This window comes from Mesorhizobium sp. M0815, from assembly GCF_040319995.1.
Classification (GTDB): domain Bacteria; phylum Pseudomonadota; class Alphaproteobacteria; order Rhizobiales; family Rhizobiaceae; genus Mesorhizobium.
On the sequence record NZ_JAMYOU010000004.1, the window covers coordinates 139,245 to 163,067 of the forward strand.

The window sequence follows — 23,823 nt, forward strand, 5'->3', positions numbered from 1 at the left end:
AAATGCCGAGCATCCCGTGTTAACCGGTTGATTGAAAGATCCTTAGTTGACACTTGCCAGTTGAGTCTGCTGGGTGTCTTCATAGCTAAAATTCGCCGCTGGGGGGCGAAAGTGCTGAGTTCGCTTTCATATTGCCTGAGCCGGTTGCTGCCAGTCGTTTGGTCGTTGGCGGTTCAGTTGTGTTCTGCCCACGCTGCTGTGCAGTCGTTCGGTCCGTTTACAGTCGACGACGCCCATTCAGATATTATTTCTCTCAATGGTGAGATTGATGCAGGGGCGGCGCTCAACTTCCGCCGCGCGGCCGAGGCTGCACCCAATGCCAAACTGGTCATTCTCAATAGCCCTGGCGGTGTGGTCCAGATCGCCCTTTTGATCGCAGACGACGTGCATGAGCGGAAGCTTGCCACCTACATCCCAAAAGAAGCAGGCTGCTATTCCGCGTGTGCATATATTTTTCTGGCAGGAGTCGAGCGCCAAGTCGATGGTGAGCTGGGCGTCCATCAGATCTCGTCTGACTCCACTGATCTGGTCAGCGCCCAGCTTTCCATCTCGGATATCATCGACCTTCTCAATCGCTTCAACACGCCGGTTGAGGTGCTGACGGTGATGTTCAAGACACCTCCGAAGGACATGCATATCTTCACTCCTGACGAAGTCGCACGCTATGGGATCGATCGACAGCGGGACAGTCTGCCAACCACGGCCTCCAATGGTGGAAACCAGCCAAGCGCATTGTCCGAGACCTCTTCGACACCTTCCCCTCCGCCGGCAACTGCCGTGACGAAAGATACGCCTGCTTTAGACGGCTCATCGCTCTCCAAGCTGTCATCGATCGAGGAATATACCCGCCGCCCAACACGGATGGCTGTCTTTGCGGGGCTCGATCTCTTTGGCGACGACATCACTTCTCAGCGAACGGACGATGCTGCAAATTGCGCGCGAGCCTGTCTCTCCATGGGCGGTGAATGCAAGGCATTCACATTCAATATGAACCCGCACATCGCAAGAGGTCCAAACTGCTTCCTGAAAGCCAGTCCAGGTAAAGCCGATGGCAACTCGGCTGCTATCTCGGGCCAGTTTCTGAGCAGCGCTGATCCGGACCCCAGCACATTCTCCATGGGCGTGATCGACCCGAAGACAGCCGTGTTCAAAAACGTCGACCTGCCTGGGGGAGATCTGTCACGAAGGCCCTTTGAGAGGAATGTGAGCGCGCAGCAGTGCCGGCTTGCCTGCGTCGCAAACAATCGTTGCATCGGATTCACTTACATGAAGCGCAAGAGCCAATGCTGGCTGAAAGGCGCAATCGGCACGCCGCGCTATGCCGAGGGCATGATCAGTGGTCTCAAAAAGATGATGAGCTTTGCGCCTGCGTCGATTATCAGCCTCGAATGAAATTTCCACGAGCGTCGCCGAAACGGCTTGGGGGCGCACGGTCGATTTGAGGATTGTCCCGATCGAACAGCGGTAGGATTCAACCTGACTGATGCCGCGCAGCGAACTGTCGACGATCGAGTTTGGACTTTTCGCAAAAGAACGGGGTTGCGATTGTCTAAATAGAGTAGATAAGTCATAGATTACTTATGATTTATCTGGTGCCGACGGACGCACTATGCAAAGGCGCCCGTGCTATTTCAGATTCATAATGGATTATTGAGTATGTAGAAGGCAAAACATTTCTTAAATAGTGCCGTCATAGAGATACCCTCCTTGAGCGCTCGCAGCTTAAATCTACGGTGCCACTCCTTAGCCATCTTAAAGCTCATGTCAGCTATCGTTCGTTTGCCAACTCTGCCAGGTTCATCATCCATCGTTGCATGCTCCTATTGATAACGCTCCTATCAATGAACCGAGTCGAGTGATTCTTCAATTGACCAGAAACTGAAAAATGCTAATGTCCATCTAGGTGCCAATCACAAAGCATGACCCTCCAGGAATATGGACTTTAAAGGGCCCAGGATTGCCCAGCTTCCTGGGCCCTTGCGATTTTGCAAGCGCGGAAACGACGCGCGCTCAGGGAAGCTCACTGGTGAGCTCGAGCGTCGGCTTGCTGAACTTGTCGCTAGCGCACCCCGGCGCTCCCTGACGAGCTCCCCTGACAGCGCTAAGCATATGCGGGACTCGGAGACCATGATGCCCACAGAACAGCGACCCGCTCGCCTGGCTCTCTTGATCGACGCAGATAATGTCCCGGCAAGGACGATCGGCCGTGCCATCACAGAGATGGAAAAATACGGCCAGCTGGTGGTGAGGCGGGCCTATGGCGATTTCGCCGGACCACACGGCGTGGCGTGGGAGGAGACGTTGGTCCGGCACGCAATCGTGCCCCGTCATCTGGCGATTTCCGGTAGGGGCAAGAATGCGGCTGACATCGCGCTAGTAATTGATGCGATGGATCTTCTGCATGGCGGGGTCCTCGGTGGATTTTGTATCGTGTCGGGCGACAGCGATTTCGCCAACCTCGCGATCCGCATTCGAGAGCAGAATCTCGAGTGTTATATTTTCGGCGGTGAAGGTGCGCCCGAACGGCTAAAGCAAGCGTGCAGCCGCTTCGTTTATCTTGAGAACCTGAGGTTCGATCTGCTGCATGCGGATCCCAAAATGAAGCCGCTACGCCCGATCGGCGATGCGCTGCTCATAGTAAAAAGCGCTATCGCCAGGCTTGTCGATCATCCCGCGGACTGGGTGTCGATTCACCTTCTCCAACATGAACTTGAGAGCCGGACCACCGATTTCGATACGCGAACTTACGGTCATGTTCGGTTGAGAGATCTGCTCGTTGCACTCAAAAGACCGTTTGTCGTTGATGGGCCACGTGATTCCACCGCGCGCGTCAGAATGCGAGTGGCGAAGTCGCGTCGAAAAATCGCTGCTTCGAAGGAGTGACCCAGCGAGCGGCGCTCAGGCGAACTCACTGGAGAGTTTGAAGACCGAACTGCGGCGGCGGACCGCTGCACACTCCAGTGCACTCTGTCGGCCACCCCTAACGCGCCGCAGCTAAAAAAGGGCGCGGTTTGATCCGCACCCTTATTGTCGTCTTCTGCAATCGATCAGGCTGGCGAGACCGGGGCGATACTGCCTGTGGCGCCAACAATGAAGCCTTCCAAGAAGATCACTCGGATTTGCAGCTCCAGACGGGTCATTGTTTCGATGCGCTTCTTCAAACGAACCTTTTCAGCGGTGCTCACTTCGCTCTCAGGTAGCAGCGTTGAGGCACCCTCCATCCAGCGGCTTGAGTGGAAGCGCCGGCTGTGAATCGCCTCTGCTCAACCATCCCTGCCATCTCATCGCCAATAGCTTCTCTCTAAGCGTGAGCGGCGGCAACGGCGTTTTGTCTGAATGAGTTAATGGCATCCCCATAAGAAATGGCTCGTTCTGCCGGTCATGCCGTCGCATGTTGTAGAAGCCGAGCGAATCGGCTTTGCTTTTCCGGTTGCCGATCAGCAGGATGAGAGTTTCGCGAGTGAGCTCGGGCCATGGGTCGTTGAGCCTGATGTTGTGGAGGATCGCGCGGTGAATCTCCTCGACCACAGCTTCAGCATCGGAATGTTCGCCGTAGAAAAGGGCCGTCATCACTTCGAGTAGTGTGACAGGGGGATGGTCGTAGTCATCGTTCTGAGGCCGGCTGTTAGCATCTGCGATCAATTGCTCAATTGCGTCACGGTCGAGCAATCGGTCTCGAAACGACTCGAGCAGTGTTGGTGGGGCCTCGAGGTGCCCCGCTCTCACGCCTTCGACGTCTCCAAACAAAGCTCTGAGCTGCCCTAGCACAGCTTCGGCCTTGTCTAGTTTAGCTTGGATGAACTCGCGTTCATCGCGAAATTGATCAATGGTGTTCTTCATGATAAGTTTTCCTCGTGATCGGCAGGAATTAGCCCCTGCCGTTAGCTACGTCGCCGGAGTGAGATCGGGCTCAATCGAAAATCACTCCGGCGAAATCTCTTTGCTCAGTCGAGACGCTCCGCCTTCACTTGTGTTGACGGGAACACGTAGCGAGTCGGCGCCCTCAATTGGGTCTGAATTAGCTTCAGACGATCGATCTCGGCAAACGACGCCTTCAGCGCGTCAACGTCGCCCCTTGGCAAGTTGGCACTCGCCTCCAGGGCTTCATCGATCGCCCTGCCGACCTCTTCCAGCTTGTATTGGTTGACCAGCACCGACAGTTCATCGACGGCGTCGAGGCATGCTCCCAAAATACCCATCGCGCGTTCAAGAGCGGTCACGGGCTCGTCGGACAGATACTCAGATTTGAAGGTCTGGATTTCCGTTCTCAGAAAGTTCGGACCGGAAATGTGGACTCCGTAGGCATCCAAGCTGGCGTCGAAAGAGAAGTGACGATCCCCGACGAATTCAGAGAAAGGCCGCTTAAGATAGTCAGTTATCGTGGGCGCGGCCTTCGCCGCTTCAAGCTCGGCGGCCTTCTGGCGTTCGCGATATCGCTTCTGTTTTTCAGCCGGCGTAAGGACCATGATTGTGTCTCCATCTTCAAGTCACGGTTTCAGTAACACAGTTACCGTTACCGCGTCAATGGAGATTCGACGAAGGCTTCGCCAAGTCTACATCCTGGCGCACTTGAAGCCCTGCCATCATTGCGCAAGTCAGTAAGCAGCTCTTTGACTAAATCGCTATCTGGACGACTGATCACGACGAGCCACCGTTCACAGGCGAGCTCATTGGCGAGATCGAGCACTGGACTGCTCAACGGACCGCAGCACACTACGGCGCTCTCTGGCGGCCACCCCTGACAGCGTGGCGAGTGTATTCGGCGCCCTGCGACCGGATGCACTCTTGCTACACCTCGCTGACCTCCAAGACATCGGATGGTTCATGGACTTCCGCCGATACTCCAAGACGATGCGCCGTGACTCAACCGTCATCGAGAACGAGATCGAATGAGAGAACCATCGGACACAGATCGCAGCACCAGGGGCTTTCTAGCAGCGAAACGAACGACGAATATGGTTGAGCGCCAGTCCCGGATGTCTCCCAAGAAAACGCATTCGGCACAGGTCAATGCGCCTATTTAGGTGTGGTCTGTCAGAGCCTTAGCGGATGAGCGATCTTGGAACTGGGCAGGACGTGAAATAGATTCCTTGCGGTGTCGAGACTTGTCGCGTCCAATCATCCTACACTTCGTCCCATAAGCAGTATGCCTCCGACGCGGAGCGCTTCCTAGATCCCGCCTTAGTTGACACTTCTCCAAAAACTTGGATTTCGGACGGTTTTGTCAACTTGAGGTAAACTTAGTGTAATGCGTTCTCTTACCGGCCTAAGAGACCGCACGTTTTGATTGACAGAATTCGTTGCGGATCACGAGTGATCGATGGCCTATGTTGACGTTTGTCAACCTCGGGCTTGTCAAAGCTCGTTCCCTTCAGATGTCCAGCCGACACCCCACACAAAGCGGTGCATTGGCAGAATATTTGTCTCCGGCAACAAAAGGCATTCCCTTGATCTAACCAAGAAAATCCTAGGACTTCCACCTTTGGGGCTCATCCCGTGTTAGGAACAAAGTCGATCGGTTCCTAAGAACCTGGGCGATCATCTGCTGCTTCCTCTCATGGCATCCAGAACCGGCACCTGCGGTGCACTCGCTGACGGGCGCTTAACTTCGCCGATCCCGCTAGCGGGACTGACCGAACATGCGCCCCATGCTCGCGGTCCGCGCTCGAGCTTGAGGGCAGTAGGATCAAAATCAGCTGCCGCCAATGACTCAGATGAGTGGGATGTTCTGGGCGCTCCTGTGGGCATTAAGACGAAGCGCTGCCTTGGCTATACAGGCACAATCCAAAGCAGCCCAAGGCAGATCAGAAGCGCGAATGGCACCGCGCTGACGACTCGCCATGCACCTCGAAGGCCATAAACGATCCAGCTAAAGGTTATGCCAGATGCCAGTAGGAGGCAGACGCCCGCGACCTTCATACCCTCAGTTTGATCTTGCTCTGTGCCAATCGAGGTGGCCGCCGAAAACAGAAATACACCGACTGAAATAATGACGATCAGGACTGAAGCCACCGCAAGGATGACGAGCAGAAAGGTTTTCACCACTGGGACCTTCGGCTTCAAGAGTGTCACGTTCTATCCCGACCGCTCGCCAACGTCTCTTTTCCGAAAGGTGGGTGCGAAACCCAAAAGGCAGTAAACCACCCATCTCGGTAATTCCGCATTTATGGGTTCACGACCTAAGAAGACAGCGTCTTGCGCAAAGATCGCAGAAGCGCCTCAGCCTCATCAATCTTCTTCAGGACGTCGGGATCGCCCCGCAAATCGGCGAGCGCCGTCCAAGGGACATGCTTCATAGACTCCACTGCTGCCTCAAGGTCGGAGGCGAGGCCGCCTTTCTTTTTGGGGGCTGGGCCGAGCCGCAGCATAGCTGAATCAATATCGCCGTCGTCCGAGAGGAAGTTGGCGCGAGCCACTGGATCGGGCAGGATTTTGCGAAGCTTACGCAGCTCTTTCGAGTTGGTAATGCGCCGCTCGGCAACCTTCTTCACAACCGCTTCAACGACCGGCGGAGTCACAAGCTTCTTGCTCAAGCCCATAAGTTCACGCGCCCAGGTGATAGCGCCGCTCGGGTCGCGAAGACCCGTGAACTTCTCCGACATCTCGAAGACCTGCACCAGCTTCTCCAGCTCCTTCACGGTGATGCCAAGAATATTAGCAGCCCCTGCGCGACCGAGCAGGTCGACAAGCCGATAAGCGACCATCTCCTTCTCCTTCGCATCCCACTCCTTGCGCTGACGGTGGATATAGATCCACACGCGGAGGCGCTCTTCATCGGTCAGCGGTCGGTCGGTCACTTCTACCGGTATCTGTCGGAACTGCTCACGCCCCTGCGCAACCAGCGCGCTCGAATTCACCCAGCGTCGCTCGCCGTCGATGATCCGGAACTTGCCTTCTTGCTCAGGATGGGGTTCGACCAATAAGGGCTCGAAGAGTCCCTCATTGGCCTCAATCTGAAGCTGAAGTTCCTCGTCTTCTTTCGGGCCTAGGCGCGGTTGGCGCTCGTTAGGAACCACGTCGTGAAGGTCGACCTTCGTGCGGTAGGTTCGCAACACCGTCGAACCCAGCCGGCGTTCTTGAAGGCCGAAGCCGACAACCTTGCCGCGCTCGGGACCGCTTTGTTCGGCGCGAGTCATGGGCGCTACTCCCCTGCCGAAGTGTCACTGTCGCCAGCGTCGTCGTCCACCGTGCCGACAATCCGGCGGATTTGGGAGCGGAAGTCGCCGTTTGACTTGAGAACGGCTTGCCGCATGATGGCGCGCTTGTCCCAGACCTTCCTGTGGGCGTTCTGCTCGTCGGCGTCGAGCTGATCCATCTTGCCAACCAGCGACTCTACCGCTCCGAGAAGCTGACGCGACAGCGGCGAGTTGATGAAATCGTAGAGCTCGGCCATCTTGCCCTCGCGCTCGACCGACCCCACGCGCAGTTCGTGATGCTCGACGATGCGGGCGCGCAGGATTTCTGCCAGGGCAAGAACGCGCGCCGGCGAGGCAAGGATGACCTCTTCGAAAGTGCACAGCTCGCGCTTATCCTTGGGGAACTTGTTCGTCGAGAGAACCGCGAAATCTGCCTTCTCGGCGATCTGATCCCTGCGTAGCTTCACCGCATACTCGCTCATCCAGTTGCCGCGGTTCTTACAATCGTAGACGATCTTTCCGACGACCTTGCCGCCTTCCACGACCTCGTGGATGATGTCGGCGCCGTTGGTGCCCCTGGGAACGGCGCGGATTCGGTCGCCGTCGAATGCGGTCCTCAGGACGTTCTCGAGGTCTAGCTCAGCGCCTTCACCAAGTTCATTCGCGGTCTTCTCCTGAAGCTTGCGCTGCATATCGCCAAGTTGCTCTTCAAGCTTCATCTTGGCATTCAGCGCGTTGGCGCGTTCCACGTTGACGGCCGAGACCTTGTCCTTCTCAAGCACTTCGCGCTGGGCGTTAAGTTCGCCGGCATGAGCCTCCTTCAGCGTGTCGATTTCCTGCACGCGCTCGGCGAGCTTCTGATCAAGCGCCATCTCGGCCGCGGCTTTGGCTTTCTCGGCGGCGGCGATTTTCTCGGCGGCCCCAGCCTCGGCCATCTTCGCCGCTTCCTCACGGATCGCTACCTCTCGCGCGGCAGCATCTCTGCTCAGGCGGGCGATCGTATCCGCCTTTTCGGCGCGTTCAGCCTCAAGCCGGGCAGCCAAGCCGTCGCGGGCGGTTTCCGCCTCGGTTTTGGCACCCTCGGCGGCGGCAAGCCTTTCTCGCAAGGCGTCCTCGGCTGCAGCGACAGCCTCCGCACGGACAACGCTCTCGCGGTCGGCGGCCTCGCGACGCATCTGTTCGATCGTCTCGGCGTTCCTGGCGCGCGTCTCTTCAAGCTGGCTCACGACACCCGCCCGCGCCCGCTCGGCATCTGCCTGCGCTTTGTGCGCCTCCATAATCTTGATCTGGGCGGCTTCGTTGGCGCCGCGCACGGCTTCTTCGCGGACCAGCGCCTCGCGGGCCGTGGCCTCATTCCTGGCCTGCTCCAGATCAGCCTTCGCCTTAACTTCCGATTGCGCTTTCTCGCGGGCGTATTGTTCGCGAAGCCGCCCCGTTTCTTCCGTCAGGCGCTCTCGGGCACGGGCCTCAATGCGACCGCTGATCTCCTCAACCCGATCCTCCGGGATCGGCTGGTCACAATAGGGGCAGGTCTGTCCATCGAAGTGGAAATGAGGCCGGACTGCGGACTTAAGCACGGAAGATGGGGATGCAGGCATGGTCTACTCCCAAGATAGGAAAAACTGGGACCTATTTCTTCCTATTTTCTGAAAAAGTCAATACCCAACTGGAAGGACCGAAATACGTAGGCCCCGCCCCAGCGAGAATAGTCTGAAGTTGCGGCTGCTTTCCCTCGGTTGCGAGAGTCGGCTACGGGTTATGGCCACAGTGATCGGGTTTCGACGCTGGCGTCACGCAGCATCATCGTCCTGCTTCGTGCCGCCCGTGTCACCAAAGAGGGCGCGCAATATCTTCCGCAGCACGACCGATATCTTCGGATCCGTTCCGTTCGACACCTTGCGCAGCACGTGGATGAACTCTTTCTCATTGGCTGAAACGGGCTCGCCGACGATTACCTCAAAGGCTGCACGATCCTTTTCATGGCCGTCCTGCATGAGTGCCAAGATGAACAGCTGGCGTGCATCGGTTTCTAGCGTCCTTGCAATGCTCACGACGCGATCAAGCGGCACTTTGGTTCTACCGGACTTCAACATTGTGATGACGTTGTCGTTAGCGAAGCCGATCTCCCTGGCTATGTCTCTTTGGCTTTTTCGAGGGCTCAGTTCATAGATGCGCTTGTCCAAGAATTTGGCGATTTCGGATTTGCCAGGTGCATCCCTGCTATCGTTGCTCATGCGGGTCTCTTTCTATAAATCTATGATCTTGCTTAATATATATCAGAAGATGGTAGGGGATTTTGGTTTCCCATCGACTGATACGAGAACTGTTTAGCCGACCGTAGCATATTAATCACGAATACCACTCTACAGGCCATAATATTAGGCTCACTAGTGTGATCTTTGTAAAATATATACATAAGTAATGTATTACTTACTGCTGTCCTAAATATAGCGGTGCGCACAAGGGATCCGCTGGCTTCAAAGGTAGCGAGGTGGAAATAGCCTTGAGCGGAAGTGTCTGTCTGACGCGACTCGGATAAAGGACATCCTGTGTGGTCGACCGGCTGCTCGATGGGTGGCCGCCACAGATGAACTACTCGACCAACGTCGTCCTCAGGGGCATCAAAGATCCGAAGCGCCAGGTCGTGCTCGAATACAGCGCGGCTCCAACGACAGCGACGCAGCGGCGGCTTGCCGGAAAGACAGTCGTTCACCCGGTGATCGATCTCGGTGACTACACGTGCCGAGCGGTCATTGACTGGGTCGAGATTGACTTCTGGTTTGAGCACCGGACCCAGTTCCGATTTGTCCGAGACGTTCTCAGTCCCATCATTGGCCGGCAACCTTATGTAGAGCCGCTAGATCCGGAACCTGGAAACGTCAGCACTGAGTTTCGAGTAAAGTTCCAAGAACCGACGCTGGATCTCCTGGGACAATGCGAACGCGCGCTCGACCGAGAATTCGCTTTGCAGATGTATGGGGTGATTCATTCGATCGAGATTAGCCTGGATTTCAAACCGGTGACGCCGTCCTCCGACAAGCTCGGGAGGATGGTGGGAGTGCTGGCCCGGCATCTGTTTCCAGACCGGGATTTCATGACTGTCGGCCTCGACAGACCACGATTCTTACGGGGTCGAGGGAAAGAACCAACCTTCATCATGGGAGCGAACAACCTGCTCTCATCCCATGCTGACAGGCCTGCTCCTGTCGACGCGACGTTCTGGATCGGCCGAAAGGATGGGCAGGTCAGTTGGCGAGTGATGGAGAAACTCATCGATAACCAGAACATCGGAGCCGGAACCTGGGATGACCTACCACTCAGCGAGCACCGAGCCAGGATCGAAGTGACCCTGGATCGGCGCGAGTTAATCGGACTCGCAGTCAACAACCTACATGATCTGCGGCGATTCAAATTCGCCAAGCTTCAGGGTAGATACTTCCAGTTCGTGGTTCCCACGTTCGAGAACCAGTTCGGAGACAAGCACGCAGCCCACAGAGCGCTTGAGGTCGATCGTTGGAGACGGTTCCTCAACGCCGGCGTCGTCGGGGTAATTGCCATGGAAGGGGCTAGGAAGTTGTTCCGAGACAATGCCAGGCCTGCGCTCAAGGAGTTCCTGCGAGCTAAGGGGCAGAAGGTCCGGCCCACGACTAGGGTCGGCAGCGGGCCTTCAGGTAGCTTTCTCGCCTACGAGACGTTAAACGGGCGAGCGGCGATGGCGCTGGAGAAGCTGGGGCATAGGGAAGGTGAGTGAGGGGTTAGAGAACTATCCACACTGACCAAGTTATTAGGTCCCCGAAACCTCTGATTGCGTCGGACCCTTGCTCCGAAAGCGACTGCTCACATCCGGATATGCCGACGGATAGAGTCTCTGGTGGGAAAAACCTGCCAAATCGGAACCGACGACGGTTGATGCTCGGGCGCGCATCAGACCAACCTGTGCTTCGCCATCAATCCGGCCAGGGTCGCACTCTCTATGACCGCGCTTTCTGGCACAACCGCGTAACTCCACGGCTTGGATGCTGTGTCCGTCGATATCTGGTTGGCGTGTCTCACCCACTCGCACGCAGCGCGCGATTTTTCCTGAACGGTCTGATCGGTCATCTCACCGTCGGACTTGATCTCGACGATCAGCTTCTGTTTCGACAGCTCAACGACGAAATCCGGCTCGTAGGCCTTGCCTGAACGATATTCGATCTGGAATTGACCAGGGCCTGGCTTTACCCAGCGCAACACGTCCTTCTCGAAATCGCTGTCGATCAGCGCAGCGAAACGGCGCTCCGTGTCAGACTGGAATTTGTGGAAGTTATAGGGACTTTTGCGCGTGCCCTTGAAGACGTAGCTTCTGGTGTCCGACAGCGGCTTTGCGGCAGAGTTTATGTCGAGCATCTTGGCGATGCTGGTTATGCTGATGGTCAGCGGTTTCAGCGACCGGAACGACCTGACAAGCTTCGCCTGGTAGTCCGCTGGCGTCTCGCGATAGTGGCCCTTCATCTGCGCGAAGATGAATTCGGCAATCGCCTTTCCATGAGCGAGCGCGACGTTTTCGATATCATCTTCGGTCACGAGATAGGTTCGCAGATGCGAAACTGCCTGAGCAGCGAGCCTGTAGAGAAAATCGGATTGAGAATCATAGTCGACCTGGTCGTAGTCGATCAGGTGCTTGACGATATAGTTCTCGAGTAGGCCTTCTTTCGGTCCGGCGATCGAGCGAGCCAGTTCGCGCTGGTTTTGGTCCCGGAGATTGCGGATCAGGATGCGGTCGGACCGCGGCTGATATCGGATTGACTGCAATCCAGTCAGGTCGAAGGCGTCGAACCAAAAGTTTACCTCCCGGCTCGGGATGACGACGATCTCAGGAATATCAATTGTGTTCTCCGCAACGCTAGCGGTAACAATACCGACGATCTCCTCCACTCTCGGCCGGGAGACTATGCCCTCCAGCGAGCTCTGGGCCGGCTGCAGAGCGCGTCTGATGTCGGCGGCGAGTTCCTCGCGCACTTCCGGCCTTAGCAGCTCCTGAACGCCGCCCTTGAGTTGGCGCTCATATTTGCGGTTGATGAAATCGAGTGCGGACTCGACGACCTTGCGATCATCTATGTGGTCAAAGACAGCGGCCTCCTCTTGCGCCCCGTGTAACGACGAGCCATTGCCGATCAGGGCCACCTCGAACGAGACGGGAATCTCGATGACTCGTTCGGTCTCAGCCGGAACGTCGCCGCCCTTACCAATCGTCAGCGTCTTGATCTGCACAAGCGAGTCAGCTTCTCTTGCGCGCTTGATCACCTCGTCGAAGCGGTCATGCGCGATCACCGTCAGCGTGTCGACCGACTCGATACCCGTGCGTTCGCCATAGGGCAGCCTAAGGCCGCGGCCGAGCGTCTGCTCGGTCAGGATGTCGGAAGCAGACGCGCGAAGGGGAATGATCGTATAGAGATTGTTGACATCCCATCCCTCCTTGAGTTTGTTCACGTGGATGACGATCTCAGTGAGATTGTCGGTTTCCAGCCCGACCAAGCGCTGGATAGCCTCGTCGCTTTCGTCGCCCTTCAGGTTTGAGTGAACCTCTGCGACACGGCCTTTGTAAGCGCCCTTGAAGAATTCATCGCTTTCGATACGGGCGCGTAGCGTGCTCGCATGGGTCGTATCCTGGGCGACAACCAGCACGAAGGGATGAACTCGGTTCCGGCCTGATTGACGGGCGTAAAGGTCGAGCTCGACCTTCACATGCTCATGGTAATGAATGCCGTCCTCGAGCATGATGAGCTCGAGCTGGTGATCGTTGAAGTCAGCCCGGTTGAAGTCCGCCCGCGTAGCTACCGCAGGTTCTTTTACCATCCCGTCGGCCATGGCGTTGCCGAGCCCATATTCGAAGACGACATTGCGAAACGCGGTCGACCTGGCGCCGACGGATTTCGGCGTAGCCGTCAATTCGAGGCCAAGTGCCGGTTTCAATTCGTTTACTGCCCGCATGCCGGCGCTGGCACGGTAGCGGTGGGCCTCGTCCATCAGCAGCACAAGATCGGGGAGCGCCGCGAGATAATCAAAATAGGATTCGCCGATGGTCTCGCGCATTGTGCGGATGCGCCCCTTGTCCTTGTTGATTTTATCGACGTTGAAGATGTTGACGATTGCCTCGCTGCCGAAGAGGTCGGAGCCGCGGACGCCACGCCCCTCTTCCCAGGTATCGCCAGTGACAATGACCGGTGGTGTTTCCGCGAACTGAGCGATGCCGCGAAACACATACTTCGGCGACGTTTGTTTCGAGAAATCGGCGACCAGCTTGTCATAGATCGTCGTGTTGGGGGCCAGCACAAAGAAGTTCTTCGAGCGGCCAGCAAGGTGGAGCCAGGCAATAAAGGCGCCCATTAGGCGGGTTTTGCCAACGCCAGTGGCGATGGCGAAGCAGAGCGAGGGAAAGTCGCGCTCGAAATCCTGCACTGAAGGATATTCGGCCTGGATTGCATTGAGCGCCGCGACTGGGTCTCCGCCCTTCGCCAGACCAATGCGGCCGACGATGTCAGCCAAGATATCAAGCGACTGCTCCTGCGGCGCGCGCAGCGACAGGCGCTGCGCGATTTGACGACGAATGCGATCCTCGCTCATCTCAGACCTTGCCTTCGTCGATACTGAAGTTGAAAAGCGGTAGGTCTGAATCCTTCCTGCGGGAGCCACTTGGCGTCCCCGGTTCCTCCGCTTCATCCGGCGCCAGCGGGAGGTTCTCGACGTTCAGCGAATAGTCGTCGCGGCCCCATTCGCATTTCGACAGGATCGCAGTTGGGATTTTCACAAGGGTCAGATTATCGAATGAATCTGGGTTCGCGTTGAAGGCCTTGCAGCAAATCAGCAGTGAACGGTCTGGCCCGACGTCTTCCGAAATTTTCCGGCAGGCGTCATGCGTCAGATTCTGCGTCGTAACGTAGATGAAATCGGTCTCTGTCGAGAAGCCGTGGTTCCAATATTCGTCAGGATTCAGGGAAGGCGCGTAGGTAAAATTCATGTGCCTGCACAACGCCTCCGCAAGCATCGCCGCGTTGTAGTCCTTCGCAATGACCCAGTTGCCGTATTTATCGTGAACGAGCAGCGACGTGGCGAGGCGGTAGTAACGAAACCCACCGCCACCCTTCCAGCCGACGGTTTCGGTAATGCCACCGGCGTCGTCGCCGTCGACGACTTTCTTCAGGCGTGGAACAGTATGTGTTTCGGCATGGTCGCCAAGTTCGACCATGATCCAGCGCCGGCCCATCTTGTGGGCGACTGCACCGGTGGTGCCGGAACCGGCAAAGGAGTCGAGGACCAGATCGCCGGGTTTAGTAGCAAGGCCTACAATTCGGGCCAACAGCCGCTCAGGTTTTGGCGTGCTAAATGGATCTGCGCCAAAAAGCCTGATAGATTCCTGCTTTGCTTCTTGAGTATGGCCGACCTCTTCGTGCGACCAAAATGTCTGTGGGGTAATCCCGTCTTTTAGCTCAGACAAGAACCTCTTTATCTGCGGAATTGCTGTCCCATCTTTCCCCCACCATATCCTGTTGTCTCTGTGTAGGGCCCAAAATTTACTTTCCTCTACACGCCAATAATTCTTGTTCGGCGGTCCGGAAATTACTCTTCCTGAGGGAGACGTAATTGAATAAATGCCTTTGCTATAGAAATTCCTAGCTGACAAGTCTCCCGGTTTCCATCGCCCTCGAGGGTCGTTATCCGGATTTCTATATGCGGCGTTTTGCTTCTCTGACCTTGCCATTTGGTTTGGCGACCAGCGGTCACCATCTTTTGCATAAACAATTACGTAGTCATGGTCTTCGGAAAAGTGCCGAGCTGTGGATTTTGGCGAATAGTTCTTGCGCCAGATTATTGTGGCCACGAAATTCGCGCGTCCAAACACCTCATCGCACAGCACCTTGAGATAATGCGCCTCATTGTCGTCGATGGTGATCCAAAGCGAGCCATCGTCGGACAACAGCGCCCTAATCATCTCTAGGCGATCGCGCATCAGGCTGAGCCATAGCGAGTGCTCCAGCCCGTCGTCATAATGCGTAAAGGCACTGCCGGTGTTGTAAGGTGGATCGATGAAGACGCATTTGACCTTGCCAGCGAAATCTCTTTCGAGCGCCTTCAGAGCAAGCAGGTTGTCGCCATGGATCAGCAAGTTGTCGAAAATGTCAGCCTCTGACCGACGCGCCGCCGCATGATGCGATAGCGACGAATCCTCGACCAGAATGCGCGGCTCAAGCTTCGGCCGCTCATCCTTGCCGATCCAGGTCAGTTCAAGCTTCTGTTTTTTGGCCATTGAACTTCTTTTTTCGTTCTTCCCAGATGCGTCGCTTCTCTCGAAATTCAGCGCTTAGTTGCTTCTTCGTCGGCCGCCGCGCCTGCCGCGGCGCGCGCGTTTGTTTAACCTTGGCTGTATCGCCCTTCATGCCGCGAACCTCGGCACTGACCTGCCCTGGAGCACCGCCGAGCAAGTGTGGAGGCACGATCGATTTCGAGTAGAGCGCGACTTCAACTGTTGCCTCAACCGAAATACCAGGGCCTGTCGGGGCCCCGCGTCGCCAGCGAATGCGCCTGAAGGGTTCTACAGTTCGACCGACATAGACGGGAGCAATGTGCGGGTCGGGAGTCAAGAATGCCGGCAGCGTTTTCGGCGCTACCTCCTTGCGGTCGCGCACGTGGCGCGCAGTCCAGCGCACCGTATAGAGATGCTCGACTTCACCGTAGCAGGTCAACGACTCCATGATTCCTGCCTCGAAGTCTGCTGCGCTGTCCCGAACGGACTTGATCTTCTCACGCAGCCAGCGCACGGCCTCGCCCTGCTTCCTTTCTATTAAGCTGATCTGTTCGTCCACGGCTATACGTCGCTCCGGATCGGAATTCGCGATGCGCAACCTGCGCCGCAGGTCGGCGATGTAGGAGTCGGTCTGGGCCAGCATTTCATTTCCGCGCATGACTAGGCGCGCAATCGCCTTCTCCGTATCCGCTTCCTTTTCTTCCAGCATCGCCAGGTGCTTGAGGTCGCAAGTGCCAAGAAAGTCCCAATAGAGGGCATCTGATGCGATTTCGAGTTCGTTGGGCGGCAGGTCAAAAACTTCGCTCGGAGTAGAGCACCGCATCTCGAAGAATTTCGACGCAAGCCAAGGGGGAATCGGCTCGCCTTGCTCATTCACGCAGGCAACCAGTGGCGCCGACCATGAACAAAACGGCGTTTCCAGGGTGGCGCGCGAGACCATCAGCCAGCCCGCGCGGTAACGAAGTGAGCTCACCTCCCAGGCCGGACCTGGGTAGGAGTCGAGATAGAACCCAGTCTCGACCGGAAGTGCTCCAAACCCCTCTAAAGCAACTCCACGCCGATCAAACACCGCTATTGGACCGACCAACGTATGGTGAAGAGCAGGTCCTTCTTGGGCTGCCGGTTCAGACTTTCAGCGATCTCGTCGAGCATGTCAGACACCTGCTTGCGCACGTCGCGCCGTCGCTCGTGTTTCGAGAGCTTCAGGTCGTCCATCTCGCCCTCCAGCTTCTTGATCTTGCGCCCGAGGTCGAGCTTCTGCTCCATTGACGCGTCAGGCGACCGGCGCTCCTTTCGCAGCCCCTTGATTTCAGCGTCGAGCACCCCAATCTGCGCATCGAGTTCGATTTCGATGTCCTTTGCATAGTTGTCGAGCCGTGTTTCCTCTTCCTCGAGCCAGCGGAAGTTCTGCTTCTTCACCCGATCCGAGAAGACAGAAAACTGCTCGTCTTCGATGGGCTGAAGACCCGAAGCATCAATGAGGGCCCCCAGTTTCTGGGCTGTTGACGGAACCATCAGCATGCGGTCAGCTGTTTCCGGGGGAATTGCAATGCCATCATCCGTCACACAGGACAGAAGAAGATCCTCCCTTGCTGAGTTGTGGGTCTGAATCCGCGCCTTCGAGACGCGCAGCAAGCCTGACTTTCCTGCCAAATTCTTGACGTCGGCGAGCTGCCCGGGAAACGCATAGGCTGCCAGGTTGAACAGCACCGATGTTGGGCTCGAAAGCTCATCTCGTCCCTTAGCCGTCTCGACAATCTCGGTTGCGAGATTACCGTCCGAGAGCCGAAAGAACTGCCAGTCATGGTCGTCGGCGTCAGGCCATTTGGTCGTCCAGGTCTTGCCTTCGTAGTCAAACCGGAAAATCGCATCGTCGTGGAACCTGGCGCTTGGCAACTCAGCTTGGGCCACAATGATGAGGCGCCGTGTGAAATCATCCACGGCGTTATCGAGTTCACCCTTGCGGCCCTTCAACCGAGCGACCACATCCTGATCGAGATGCTCCAGCACCTTAGCGCGCGCCGACTGCATGTCCGAATCGATGCGATCCTGAAGCGTGGCTGTCAGCGCATCGAACTGCTGAACGATTTCGGCCTCGGTTCGGCTGGATTGGACGATACCCAGGACGCGCTGCTCGAAGTCGACGCCGCGTTCGATGGTGCCGAGAACCTCGTCGCTTGACCCGAACACGCCGCTGAAGAGCTTGAATTTCTGAGCAAGCAGTTCGTAGATCCGCTGCTCGGCCTGGTTCTTGCGGTTCAGCATATTCACTACGGTGACATCGATCTTCTGACCATAGCGATGGCAGCGACCGATGCGCTGCTCGACGCGCTGCGGATTCCATGGGAGGTCGAAATTGATCACGAGCGAGCAGAATTGGAGGTTGATACCTTCAGCGCCGCTCTCTGTTGCGATGAGGATTGCCTTGTCCTTGCCACGGAAGGCGTCAACAATTGCGGCTTTCATATCGGCAGTCCGGGACCCGGAAACCCTGTCCGTGCCGGCATGATCTTCTCGCCAAGCCTGGTAGAGAGACTTGCTGACCGGGTCGTTGTTCGACCCATTCAGAAGCACGATCTGGCCGTCGTAGCCGTTGGCCGATAGTAGCTCGCTCAGGTATTTCTGCGTGCGAACGCTCTCCGTGAAAATCACGGCTTTGCGCTGGCCTCCCTTGCTTGAGATTGCATCGAGGATGCCGGGAAGCTGCGTGAGGAGCTTTTCGCCCTTCGCGTTCTGGCCTATCGACTCGGCTAGGGCCAGGAACGACTTAAGCTCGTCCACTTCGACAGCCAACAAGGCTGCGTCAATGATTTGTTCTTCAGTATCCTCTTTGTCCTCGAGCTCCTCGGCGATCTCCGCAATCGTCTCGATGTCGTCGGTGACAGTCTCGTCGACGCGCTGGCGTTTCTCCAGACGTTCGATCAGCGACCGGAGGTATCCGGTGACGGCAAAAGTCGATGACCCGAGGATTTTGCGGACCTGAAGCACGACGAGTTGGTTGGCACGGTCCCCATAAGAGATAGTGTCCTTGCGCTGCAAAAAGGTCGACACCTTCTCGTAGAGTTGCACCTCGAGGCTGGGCGGTTCGAAATCGAAGACTACGGCGTTCCGCTTGGTGAAGTTAATGTGACCGGCCTCTTGAACCTGGCGGCGCAGCGTGCGGTAGCAGACCGGTATTAGGCGGTCCCGCAAGGCCTCCAGTGACGCCGGCGTGGCGCGAGCGCCAGTGTAGAGCGTTTTGAACGCTTCCTCGCCGCCGAAATGATTGTCGTCAATCATCGAAACGATACCGAAGAGCTCCATAAGGGAGTTCTGCAGCGGCGTAGCCGTAAGCAGCACCTTGAATGGATCCTTCAAAGCGTCTTTCAAGAGCTTCGATCGAAGAGCACCTGGTTTGTAGACGTTGCGCAATCGATGTGCTTCGTCGAACACCACCAAGTCCCACTTCGTCAAGGCGAGTTCATCGGAGCATCGAGCCGCGAACTCGTAGCTTGAGATGATGATTCCAGGAGCATCGCGGAACGGCTTGGCGCGCCCCTCCTTTTTCAAGACCTTGTAGGTAGCTGACTCCAAGATCGTTGCCGGCAGCGAAAACTTGTCGCGCAGCTCCTGCTCCCACTGCTTGCGCAGCGAGGCCGGGACAATCAAAAGAATACGGCGCTTCTGTTCAGCCCATTTCTGGCCCATAACGAGACCAGCTTCGATCGTCTTGCCCAAGCCTACCTCGTCAGCAAGAAGAACGCCTTTCGAGAGCGGTGATTTCAAAGCGAACAAGGAGGCTTCGACCTGGTGCGGATTCATTTCGACCCGCGCCGCTGTCAGAGACCGCGTGAATGCGTCTTGCTCAAAGCCATCTAAAGTTATGCGATGGCTGTGATAGTGGCCCTGAACTTGCGTGTAAGAACCCAAAAGTTTCCCCAAACCTCATTTCACTCGAATCAGACCGCGAAAGTCGGATCGAGGGTGCCCCAGCGATTTCTACTAAGCCGCTCAAAATATCGCAACCTAGTGATACATGATTCGAGCACCCTCGTTGCTCTTCGCAACGACTGGCTATTTGGCCCGCTAGGTATGTATTTGGGTCAATCGAACCAGGTGGGGCGTTCGTCCTGGCGAGGCTGCAAATGCTGTGATTTCAGAATTCATACCGCGGCAACCGCGCAATCGCAGCCGCCTTCGCGGCGATTGTCACGTCCCCATAGTCGTCGCCTGAGGTCCGTCCTGCATGGCCCTGGATTGCATCAAGCGTCCGATCGGCAATGCCGATCTCACGACCAACCGTCTTGAACCGATGGCGCCAACCGTGGCTAGGGCTCACACCTTCAGGGATGACCTCCTTATCCTGCAACCAGTCACTTACCCTGCCTGCCACGGTTCGCGCCGGCAGCGTCCCGTCTTTCTTTTTGGAAGCCGGGTAGAAGAGCGGGCCGTCGGCCGCGCGATTCACAAAATCCATAAAGCCCAGGTCGATTAACTGCTGGTGCAATGGAACATCGCGATAATTGCCCGCCTTCACGGAACCCGCATCGGGCCGGATGCGAACTACCGGCACATCGTTCTCATAGCGAAAGTCCTGCTTCCGAAGCTGAGTGATCTCGGCAATTCGCGCTCCCGTATGGGCGCACAAGATCGGCGACCATCGTTTTGCAGCAGTCGTTTCGGGTGCTTCCCGCGTCTGCGGGTTGGCAGAATGTTTCGGCTGATGGTCGCGAGCGACCTTCAAAACCTCAACCGCCTCGTCCAGGGTAAAACCCTGTTCGCGCGAACGCTGCTTTTTCGAAACCTTAATGCGAACGTTTTCCGCAACGTTGGTTTCGAGCCGATCATTGTTCACCGCCCATTTCAAGACCGTGCGCACGGATGCCAGATACACATCACCGACGGTCTTGCTGGCGAGCGTTTTCAGGCTCGCATCTTTCCAATCCAGAACGTTCTGCTTGGTGAGCTTGCGGGCGTCGTTATGGCGGATGAACTTGGACAGGCTAGCGAAAACAGGGGTCCAGCGTTTGCGTGCCTCCCCGCCCTTGCCGTCGGCGGCGCGCTCATCCAGGTAGTCAGTAAGCAGACCTTTGAGAGAAACTGGCTGGCGGTCGTCCTCGGCCGGTTGAGCAGTTGTTAGCAACGGGTGTGAGGGCTCGCCCTTGAAATCACCGTCGTTTCGTTCGTGTTGCCGGGACATGGCCTCGTAGGCGGAGACGCAAAGAGCCTGAGCGATCAGGCGCCATTCGACGCTACCTTTGGTCGCTGTATGATTGCCAAGAGACTTGAACTCCTCGATGGGCTCGCCGACGAGCCGTTCAAGCTCATCATCGGATAGCTTTCCCGAGTAGCCATCGCGAAAGCGCCGAGCTTTCTCGTAGTCGACCTCAAAGCCCGCATATTGATGATAATGTGCCCGGATTAGTTCATCGTGGGCGAGCCGCATCCGATAGTCCCGGCTGGCTATTTGGGGTGGAAGAAGTGGATAGCGGCCGATTGTGATGGACCTTTCGCCTGCCTCGATCGCGCGGCGCTCGCCAAGTGCTATCTTGTGCTGAAGGGCGGCGACAGCACCGGGCAGTGTCTTAAGGGCTGTCCGGTAGTCGGGACCGAGCGCTGTTCGCAGTTCGGTCTTCCCGCCCATATACGGCCGAAGTTCTTTTGGGACGACGAGCCGCGCAAAATAGCGGCCGTCCCGATTCAGGAGATTTCGAACGCGACCTGCCATCAACTCCATCCGATTTGTTACGGCATTTGTAACGTCAGAATGGACAGAAACCGTTGCATGTCAATGCCTTCAATGATTTCAATGGGATAAACTGGTGCTGCGAGAGAGGATTGAACTCTCGACCTCTCCCTTACCAAGGGAGTGCTCTACCACTGAGCTACCGCAGCCGCCGATGGCGGGGCTTCTGCCATATCGAACCGGCAAGCGCAAGGCCAAGACAAAGACGGGTTGAAAGGCCGCACCAGGCGATTGTTCCGGACATGGCCATGCCACAATGTTGGCTATCCCTTGATCCGCACGGGCGGGTCGCCGGCCGGGGACGGGACGATGAACGACAAGACAATTTCTCCGAACAAGGATGGTCTACCAAAAAAGGCTGGCCGGAAGGACCGGCTGGCCGAGCAGTTGCGTGCCAATCTGCAGAAGCGCAAGGCGCAATCGCGCTCACGGCGAACCGGCGGGGCCGACCAGCGGCCGGACGGGCTGCAGGCGGCAAAGCAGAAGGATTAACGCGAATCGGCTATGTTGGTCGCCGGTATTTTGGCCAAGGTATCGTGGGCCAACGCGGGGAAATAGCCTGTTTCTTGAACCAAGCCGGCCAATGGTCTAGATGGGCCGCAACTGACTCAACCGATTTAAACCGGCTTTTCGGCCGAGGGGACGCTCTTCATGGATCGCATCAGAATTGTCGGCGGCAACAAGCTTGCCGGAAGCATCCCGATCTCGGGCGCGAAAAACGCCGCGCTGCCGCTGATGATCGCCGCGCTTTTGACCGACGACACGCTGACGCTGGAAAACGTGCCGCATCTGGCCGACGTCGAGCAGCTGATCCGCATCCTCGGCAATCACGGCGTCGACTATTCGGTCAATGGCCGCCGCGAAAAGCAGCATGAGGGCTATTCGCGCACCATCAATTTCTCCGCCCGCAACATCGTCGACACGACGGCGCCTTACGAGCTGGTGTCGAAGATGCGGGCGTCGTTCTGGGTGATCGGCCCTCTGCTGGCCCGCATGGGCGAGGCCAAGGTGTCGCTGCCCGGCGGCTGCGCCATCGGCACGCGGCCGGTCGACCTCTTCCTGGAAGGCCTGCAGGCGCTGGGCGCCGACATCGACGTCGATACCGGCTATGTCATCGCCAAGACCAGGAACGGCCGGCTGGTCGGCAACCGCTACGTGTTCCCGAAAGTCTCGGTCGGCGCCACCCATGTGCTGATGATGGCGGCCTCGCTGGCCAAGGGCGAGACGGTGCTCGAAAACGCAGCCCGCGAGCCCGAGATCGTCAACCTTGCCGACTGCCTCAACGCCATGGGTGCGAAGATCTCCGGCGCTGGCACCGCGACCATCACCATCGACGGCGTCGAGGCGCTGTCGGGCGCCCGCGTCAGGGTGATCCCCGACCGTATCGAGACCGGCACCTATGCGATGGCGGTGGCGATGACCGGCGGCGACGTCGTGCTGGAAGGCGCGCGGCCCGACTTGTTGCAGACGGCGCTGGACATCATTTCGCAGACCGGTGCTGAGATCACGCAGACCAATTCCGGCATCCGCGTCAGGCGCAACGGCGCCGGCATTTCGCCGGTCGACGTGACGACGGCGCCGTTCCCGGCGTTCCCGACCGATCTGCAGGCGCAGTTCATGGGCCTGATGACGATGGCCAAGGGTAAGTCGCGCATCACCGAGACGATCTTCGAAAACCGCTTCATGCACGTCCAGGAGCTCGCCCGGCTCGGCGCCCACATCACGCTGTCCGGCCAGACGGCGATCGTCGACGGCGTGGCGAAGCTGAAGGGCGCGCCTGTCATGGCAACCGACCTTCGCGCCTCGGTGTCGCTGGTCATCGCCGGCCTTGCGGCAGAAGGCGAGACCACGGTCAACCGCGTCTATCATCTCGACCGCGGCTTCGAGCGGCTGGAAGAAAAGCTGTCCGGCTGCGGCGCGGAGATCGAGCGCATTTCGGGGTAACGATAGCAGGCTCAGGTCAGCGCCGCCCCTCATCTGCCTGCCGGCATCTTCTCCCCGTATAGGGACGGGAGAAGGACCGCCTGGCGAAGGATTTCGCCAATCTCCAGCGTTGCGGAGAGGGTGCCGAGGTTGCGGCCAGCCTCTTCTCCCCGTCCCTATACGGGGAGAAGGTCCCGGCAGGCGGACGAGGGGCGGCGCTGACCGGGGCGATTGCCTGGCCAAGACCTCCGGTGCGGTTGCACGAGCCGGAAAGACCGCCTAACAGAAGGTCGAATAGTCAACTCGCAGGTGCGAATTCCGCATGAATGGCCTTAAGCTTGTCGCGCTCGACGATCAGGATCTGAGCATCATCTCGGCGCATGTCCAGGATGCCGTGATGAAGGTCAGCGATCTCGAATACCTGCCTTCGGTCAAGCGCTTCGTGCTGACCATGAACCGCTTCGTCTGGGAGGCGAAATCGGGCTTCTTGCGCCAGCACAATGAGCGGCGGCAAGCGGTGCTGCATTTCGACCGGGTGCTCGCCGCCAAGACCAGCGGCATTGCCCGCGACAAACCGGACGAGGTGCTGTCGCTGCTGGCGATCAGCTTTCTCGCGCTAGACAAGCCGGCCGGCATCGTCGAGCTGATCTTTGCGGGAGGCGGCGCCATCATGCTCGATGTCGAATGCATCGAGGCGCGGCTTGCCGATGTCGGCGGTGCCTGGGAAGCGACGTCGCGCCCGGTCCACAGGGTCTGAG

At 57.5% G+C, this 23,823-nt stretch carries 18 protein-coding genes and 1 tRNA gene; 6 read left to right on the top strand and 13 right to left on the bottom strand.

The features are described from left to right. The first annotated feature begins 60 nt into the window (after positions 1-60). Positions 61-1,392, top strand: a complete 1,332-nt coding sequence (locus tag NKI01_RS07530) for a PAN domain-containing protein (RefSeq protein ID WP_352962518.1) — start codon at positions 61-63, stop codon at positions 1,390-1,392. Positions 1,393-2,130: 738 nt separating this feature from the next. After that, on the top strand, positions 2,131-2,883 hold the full coding sequence (locus NKI01_RS07535; protein ID WP_352962521.1) for an NYN domain-containing protein: 753 nt from the start codon (positions 2,131-2,133) through the stop codon (positions 2,881-2,883). 164 nt (positions 2,884-3,047) lie between these two features. Here NKI01_RS07535 and NKI01_RS07540 read toward each other — a convergent pair whose 3' ends face one another. From NKI01_RS07540 to NKI01_RS07570, 7 genes are all read right to left on the bottom strand, one after another. Then, positions 3,048-3,185 (bottom strand): hypothetical protein, encoded by a 138-nt coding sequence (locus NKI01_RS07540; protein ID WP_352962524.1) that lies wholly within the window; start codon positions 3,183-3,185, stop codon positions 3,048-3,050. A 7-nt stretch (positions 3,186-3,192) separates the two neighbouring features. Further along, positions 3,193-3,840: a hypothetical protein gene (locus NKI01_RS07545; RefSeq protein ID WP_352962527.1), complete on the bottom strand. Its 648-nt coding sequence runs from the start codon at positions 3,838-3,840 to the stop codon at positions 3,193-3,195. Between the two features lie 104 nt (positions 3,841-3,944). Further along, on the bottom strand, positions 3,945-4,466 hold the full coding sequence (locus NKI01_RS07550) for a hypothetical protein (protein ID WP_352962530.1): 522 nt from the start codon (positions 4,464-4,466) through the stop codon (positions 3,945-3,947). A 1,303-nt stretch (positions 4,467-5,769) separates the two neighbouring features. Then, positions 5,770-6,072 carry a hypothetical protein gene (locus tag NKI01_RS07555; RefSeq protein WP_352962533.1) on the bottom strand — a complete coding sequence of 101 codons (303 nt, stop codon included), beginning with the start codon at positions 6,070-6,072 and terminating at the stop codon, positions 5,770-5,772. A gap of 107 nt (positions 6,073-6,179) precedes the next feature. After that, complete coding sequence (locus NKI01_RS07560; RefSeq protein WP_352962536.1) at positions 6,180-7,136, bottom strand: ParB/RepB/Spo0J family partition protein; 957 nt, start codon at positions 7,134-7,136, stop codon at positions 6,180-6,182. A gap of 5 nt (positions 7,137-7,141) precedes the next feature. After that, positions 7,142-8,734: a DUF2130 domain-containing protein gene (locus NKI01_RS07565; protein WP_352962539.1), complete on the bottom strand. Its 1,593-nt coding sequence runs from the start codon at positions 8,732-8,734 to the stop codon at positions 7,142-7,144. A 192-nt stretch (positions 8,735-8,926) separates the two neighbouring features. After that, positions 8,927-9,370, bottom strand: a complete 444-nt coding sequence (locus NKI01_RS07570) for an XRE family transcriptional regulator (RefSeq protein WP_352962542.1) — start codon at positions 9,368-9,370, stop codon at positions 8,927-8,929. Between the two features lie 317 nt (positions 9,371-9,687). Here NKI01_RS07570 and NKI01_RS07575 point away from each other — a divergent pair, with 317 nt between their 5' ends. Continuing rightward, positions 9,688-10,887 carry a hypothetical protein gene (locus tag NKI01_RS07575; RefSeq protein ID WP_352962545.1) on the top strand — a complete coding sequence of 400 codons (1,200 nt, stop codon included), beginning with the start codon at positions 9,688-9,690 and terminating at the stop codon, positions 10,885-10,887. A 173-nt stretch (positions 10,888-11,060) separates the two neighbouring features. Here the strand turns inward: NKI01_RS07575 and NKI01_RS07580 are convergent, their stop codons facing one another. The 6 genes from NKI01_RS07580 to NKI01_RS07605 form a co-directional block, all read right to left on the bottom strand. Then, positions 11,061-13,739 (bottom strand): DEAD/DEAH box helicase, encoded by a 2,679-nt coding sequence (locus NKI01_RS07580; RefSeq protein ID WP_352962548.1) that lies wholly within the window; start codon positions 13,737-13,739, stop codon positions 11,061-11,063. A gap of 1 nt (position 13,740) precedes the next feature. Continuing rightward, positions 13,741-15,420, bottom strand: a complete 1,680-nt coding sequence (locus NKI01_RS07585) for a site-specific DNA-methyltransferase (protein WP_352962551.1) — start codon at positions 15,418-15,420, stop codon at positions 13,741-13,743. Further along, complete coding sequence (locus tag NKI01_RS07590) at positions 15,398-16,357, bottom strand: hypothetical protein (RefSeq protein ID WP_352962554.1); 960 nt, start codon at positions 16,355-16,357, stop codon at positions 15,398-15,400. The genes NKI01_RS07585 and NKI01_RS07590 overlap by 23 nt, the downstream gene beginning before the upstream one ends. A 131-nt stretch (positions 16,358-16,488) precedes the next feature. Further along, positions 16,489-19,218 carry an SNF2-related protein gene (locus tag NKI01_RS07595; protein ID WP_352962557.1) on the bottom strand — a complete coding sequence of 910 codons (2,730 nt, stop codon included), beginning with the start codon at positions 19,216-19,218 and terminating at the stop codon, positions 16,489-16,491. A gap of 334 nt (positions 19,219-19,552) precedes the next feature. After that, positions 19,553-21,124, bottom strand: a complete 1,572-nt coding sequence (locus NKI01_RS07600; RefSeq protein ID WP_352962560.1) for a site-specific integrase — start codon at positions 21,122-21,124, stop codon at positions 19,553-19,555. Between the two features lie 92 nt (positions 21,125-21,216). After that, positions 21,217-21,291, bottom strand: a tRNA-Thr gene (locus tag NKI01_RS07605). A gap of 160 nt (positions 21,292-21,451) precedes the next feature. Between NKI01_RS07605 and NKI01_RS07610 the strand changes: the two genes are divergently transcribed. The 3 genes from NKI01_RS07610 to NKI01_RS07620 all read left to right on the top strand — a co-directional run bounded on the left by NKI01_RS07610 (position 21,452) and on the right by NKI01_RS07620 (position 23,822). Beyond that, positions 21,452-21,634 (top strand): hypothetical protein, encoded by a 183-nt coding sequence (locus tag NKI01_RS07610; protein WP_023719440.1) that lies wholly within the window; start codon positions 21,452-21,454, stop codon positions 21,632-21,634. Between the two features lie 159 nt (positions 21,635-21,793). Further along, positions 21,794-23,086 carry a UDP-N-acetylglucosamine 1-carboxyvinyltransferase gene (gene murA / locus NKI01_RS07615; protein WP_023719441.1) on the top strand — a complete coding sequence of 431 codons (1,293 nt, stop codon included), beginning with the start codon at positions 21,794-21,796 and terminating at the stop codon, positions 23,084-23,086. A 301-nt stretch (positions 23,087-23,387) separates the two neighbouring features. Next, positions 23,388-23,822, top strand: a complete 435-nt coding sequence (locus tag NKI01_RS07620) for a DUF2948 family protein (RefSeq protein WP_352482425.1) — start codon at positions 23,388-23,390, stop codon at positions 23,820-23,822. Position 23,823 lies beyond the last annotated feature (1 nt).

Coding starts and splice junctions, on each gene's coding strand:
- NKI01_RS07535 (WP_352962521.1), top strand. CDS start 2,131: ATGCCCACAGAACAGCGACCCGCTCGCCTGGCTCTCTTGATCGACGCA.
- NKI01_RS07545 (WP_352962527.1), bottom strand. CDS start 3,840: ATGAAGAACACCATTGATCAATTTCGCGATGAACGCGAGTTCATCCAA.
- NKI01_RS07550 (WP_352962530.1), bottom strand. CDS start 4,466: ATGGTCCTTACGCCGGCTGAAAAACAGAAGCGATATCGCGAACGCCAG.
- NKI01_RS07560 (WP_352962536.1), bottom strand. CDS start 7,136: ATGACTCGCGCCGAACAAAGCGGTCCCGAGCGCGGCAAGGTTGTCGGC.
- NKI01_RS07565 (WP_352962539.1), bottom strand. CDS start 8,734: ATGCCTGCATCCCCATCTTCCGTGCTTAAGTCCGCAGTCCGGCCTCAT.
- NKI01_RS07570 (WP_352962542.1), bottom strand. CDS start 9,370: ATGAGCAACGATAGCAGGGATGCACCTGGCAAATCCGAAATCGCCAAA.
- NKI01_RS07580 (WP_352962548.1), bottom strand. CDS start 13,739: ATGAGCGAGGATCGCATTCGTCGTCAAATCGCGCAGCGCCTGTCGCTG.
- NKI01_RS07585 (WP_352962551.1), bottom strand. CDS start 15,420: ATGGCCAAAAAACAGAAGCTTGAACTGACCTGGATCGGCAAGGATGAG.
- NKI01_RS07590 (WP_352962554.1), bottom strand. CDS start 16,357: ATGGTCTCGCGCGCCACCCTGGAAACGCCGTTTTGTTCATGGTCGGCG.
- NKI01_RS07595 (WP_352962557.1), bottom strand. CDS start 19,218: ATGAATCCGCACCAGGTCGAAGCCTCCTTGTTCGCTTTGAAATCACCG.
- NKI01_RS07600 (WP_352962560.1), bottom strand. CDS start 21,124: ATGGCAGGTCGCGTTCGAAATCTCCTGAATCGGGACGGCCGCTATTTT.
- NKI01_RS07610 (WP_023719440.1), top strand. CDS start 21,452: ATGAACGACAAGACAATTTCTCCGAACAAGGATGGTCTACCAAAAAAG.
- murA (WP_023719441.1), top strand. CDS start 21,794: ATGGATCGCATCAGAATTGTCGGCGGCAACAAGCTTGCCGGAAGCATC.
- NKI01_RS07620 (WP_352482425.1), top strand. CDS start 23,388: ATGAATGGCCTTAAGCTTGTCGCGCTCGACGATCAGGATCTGAGCATC.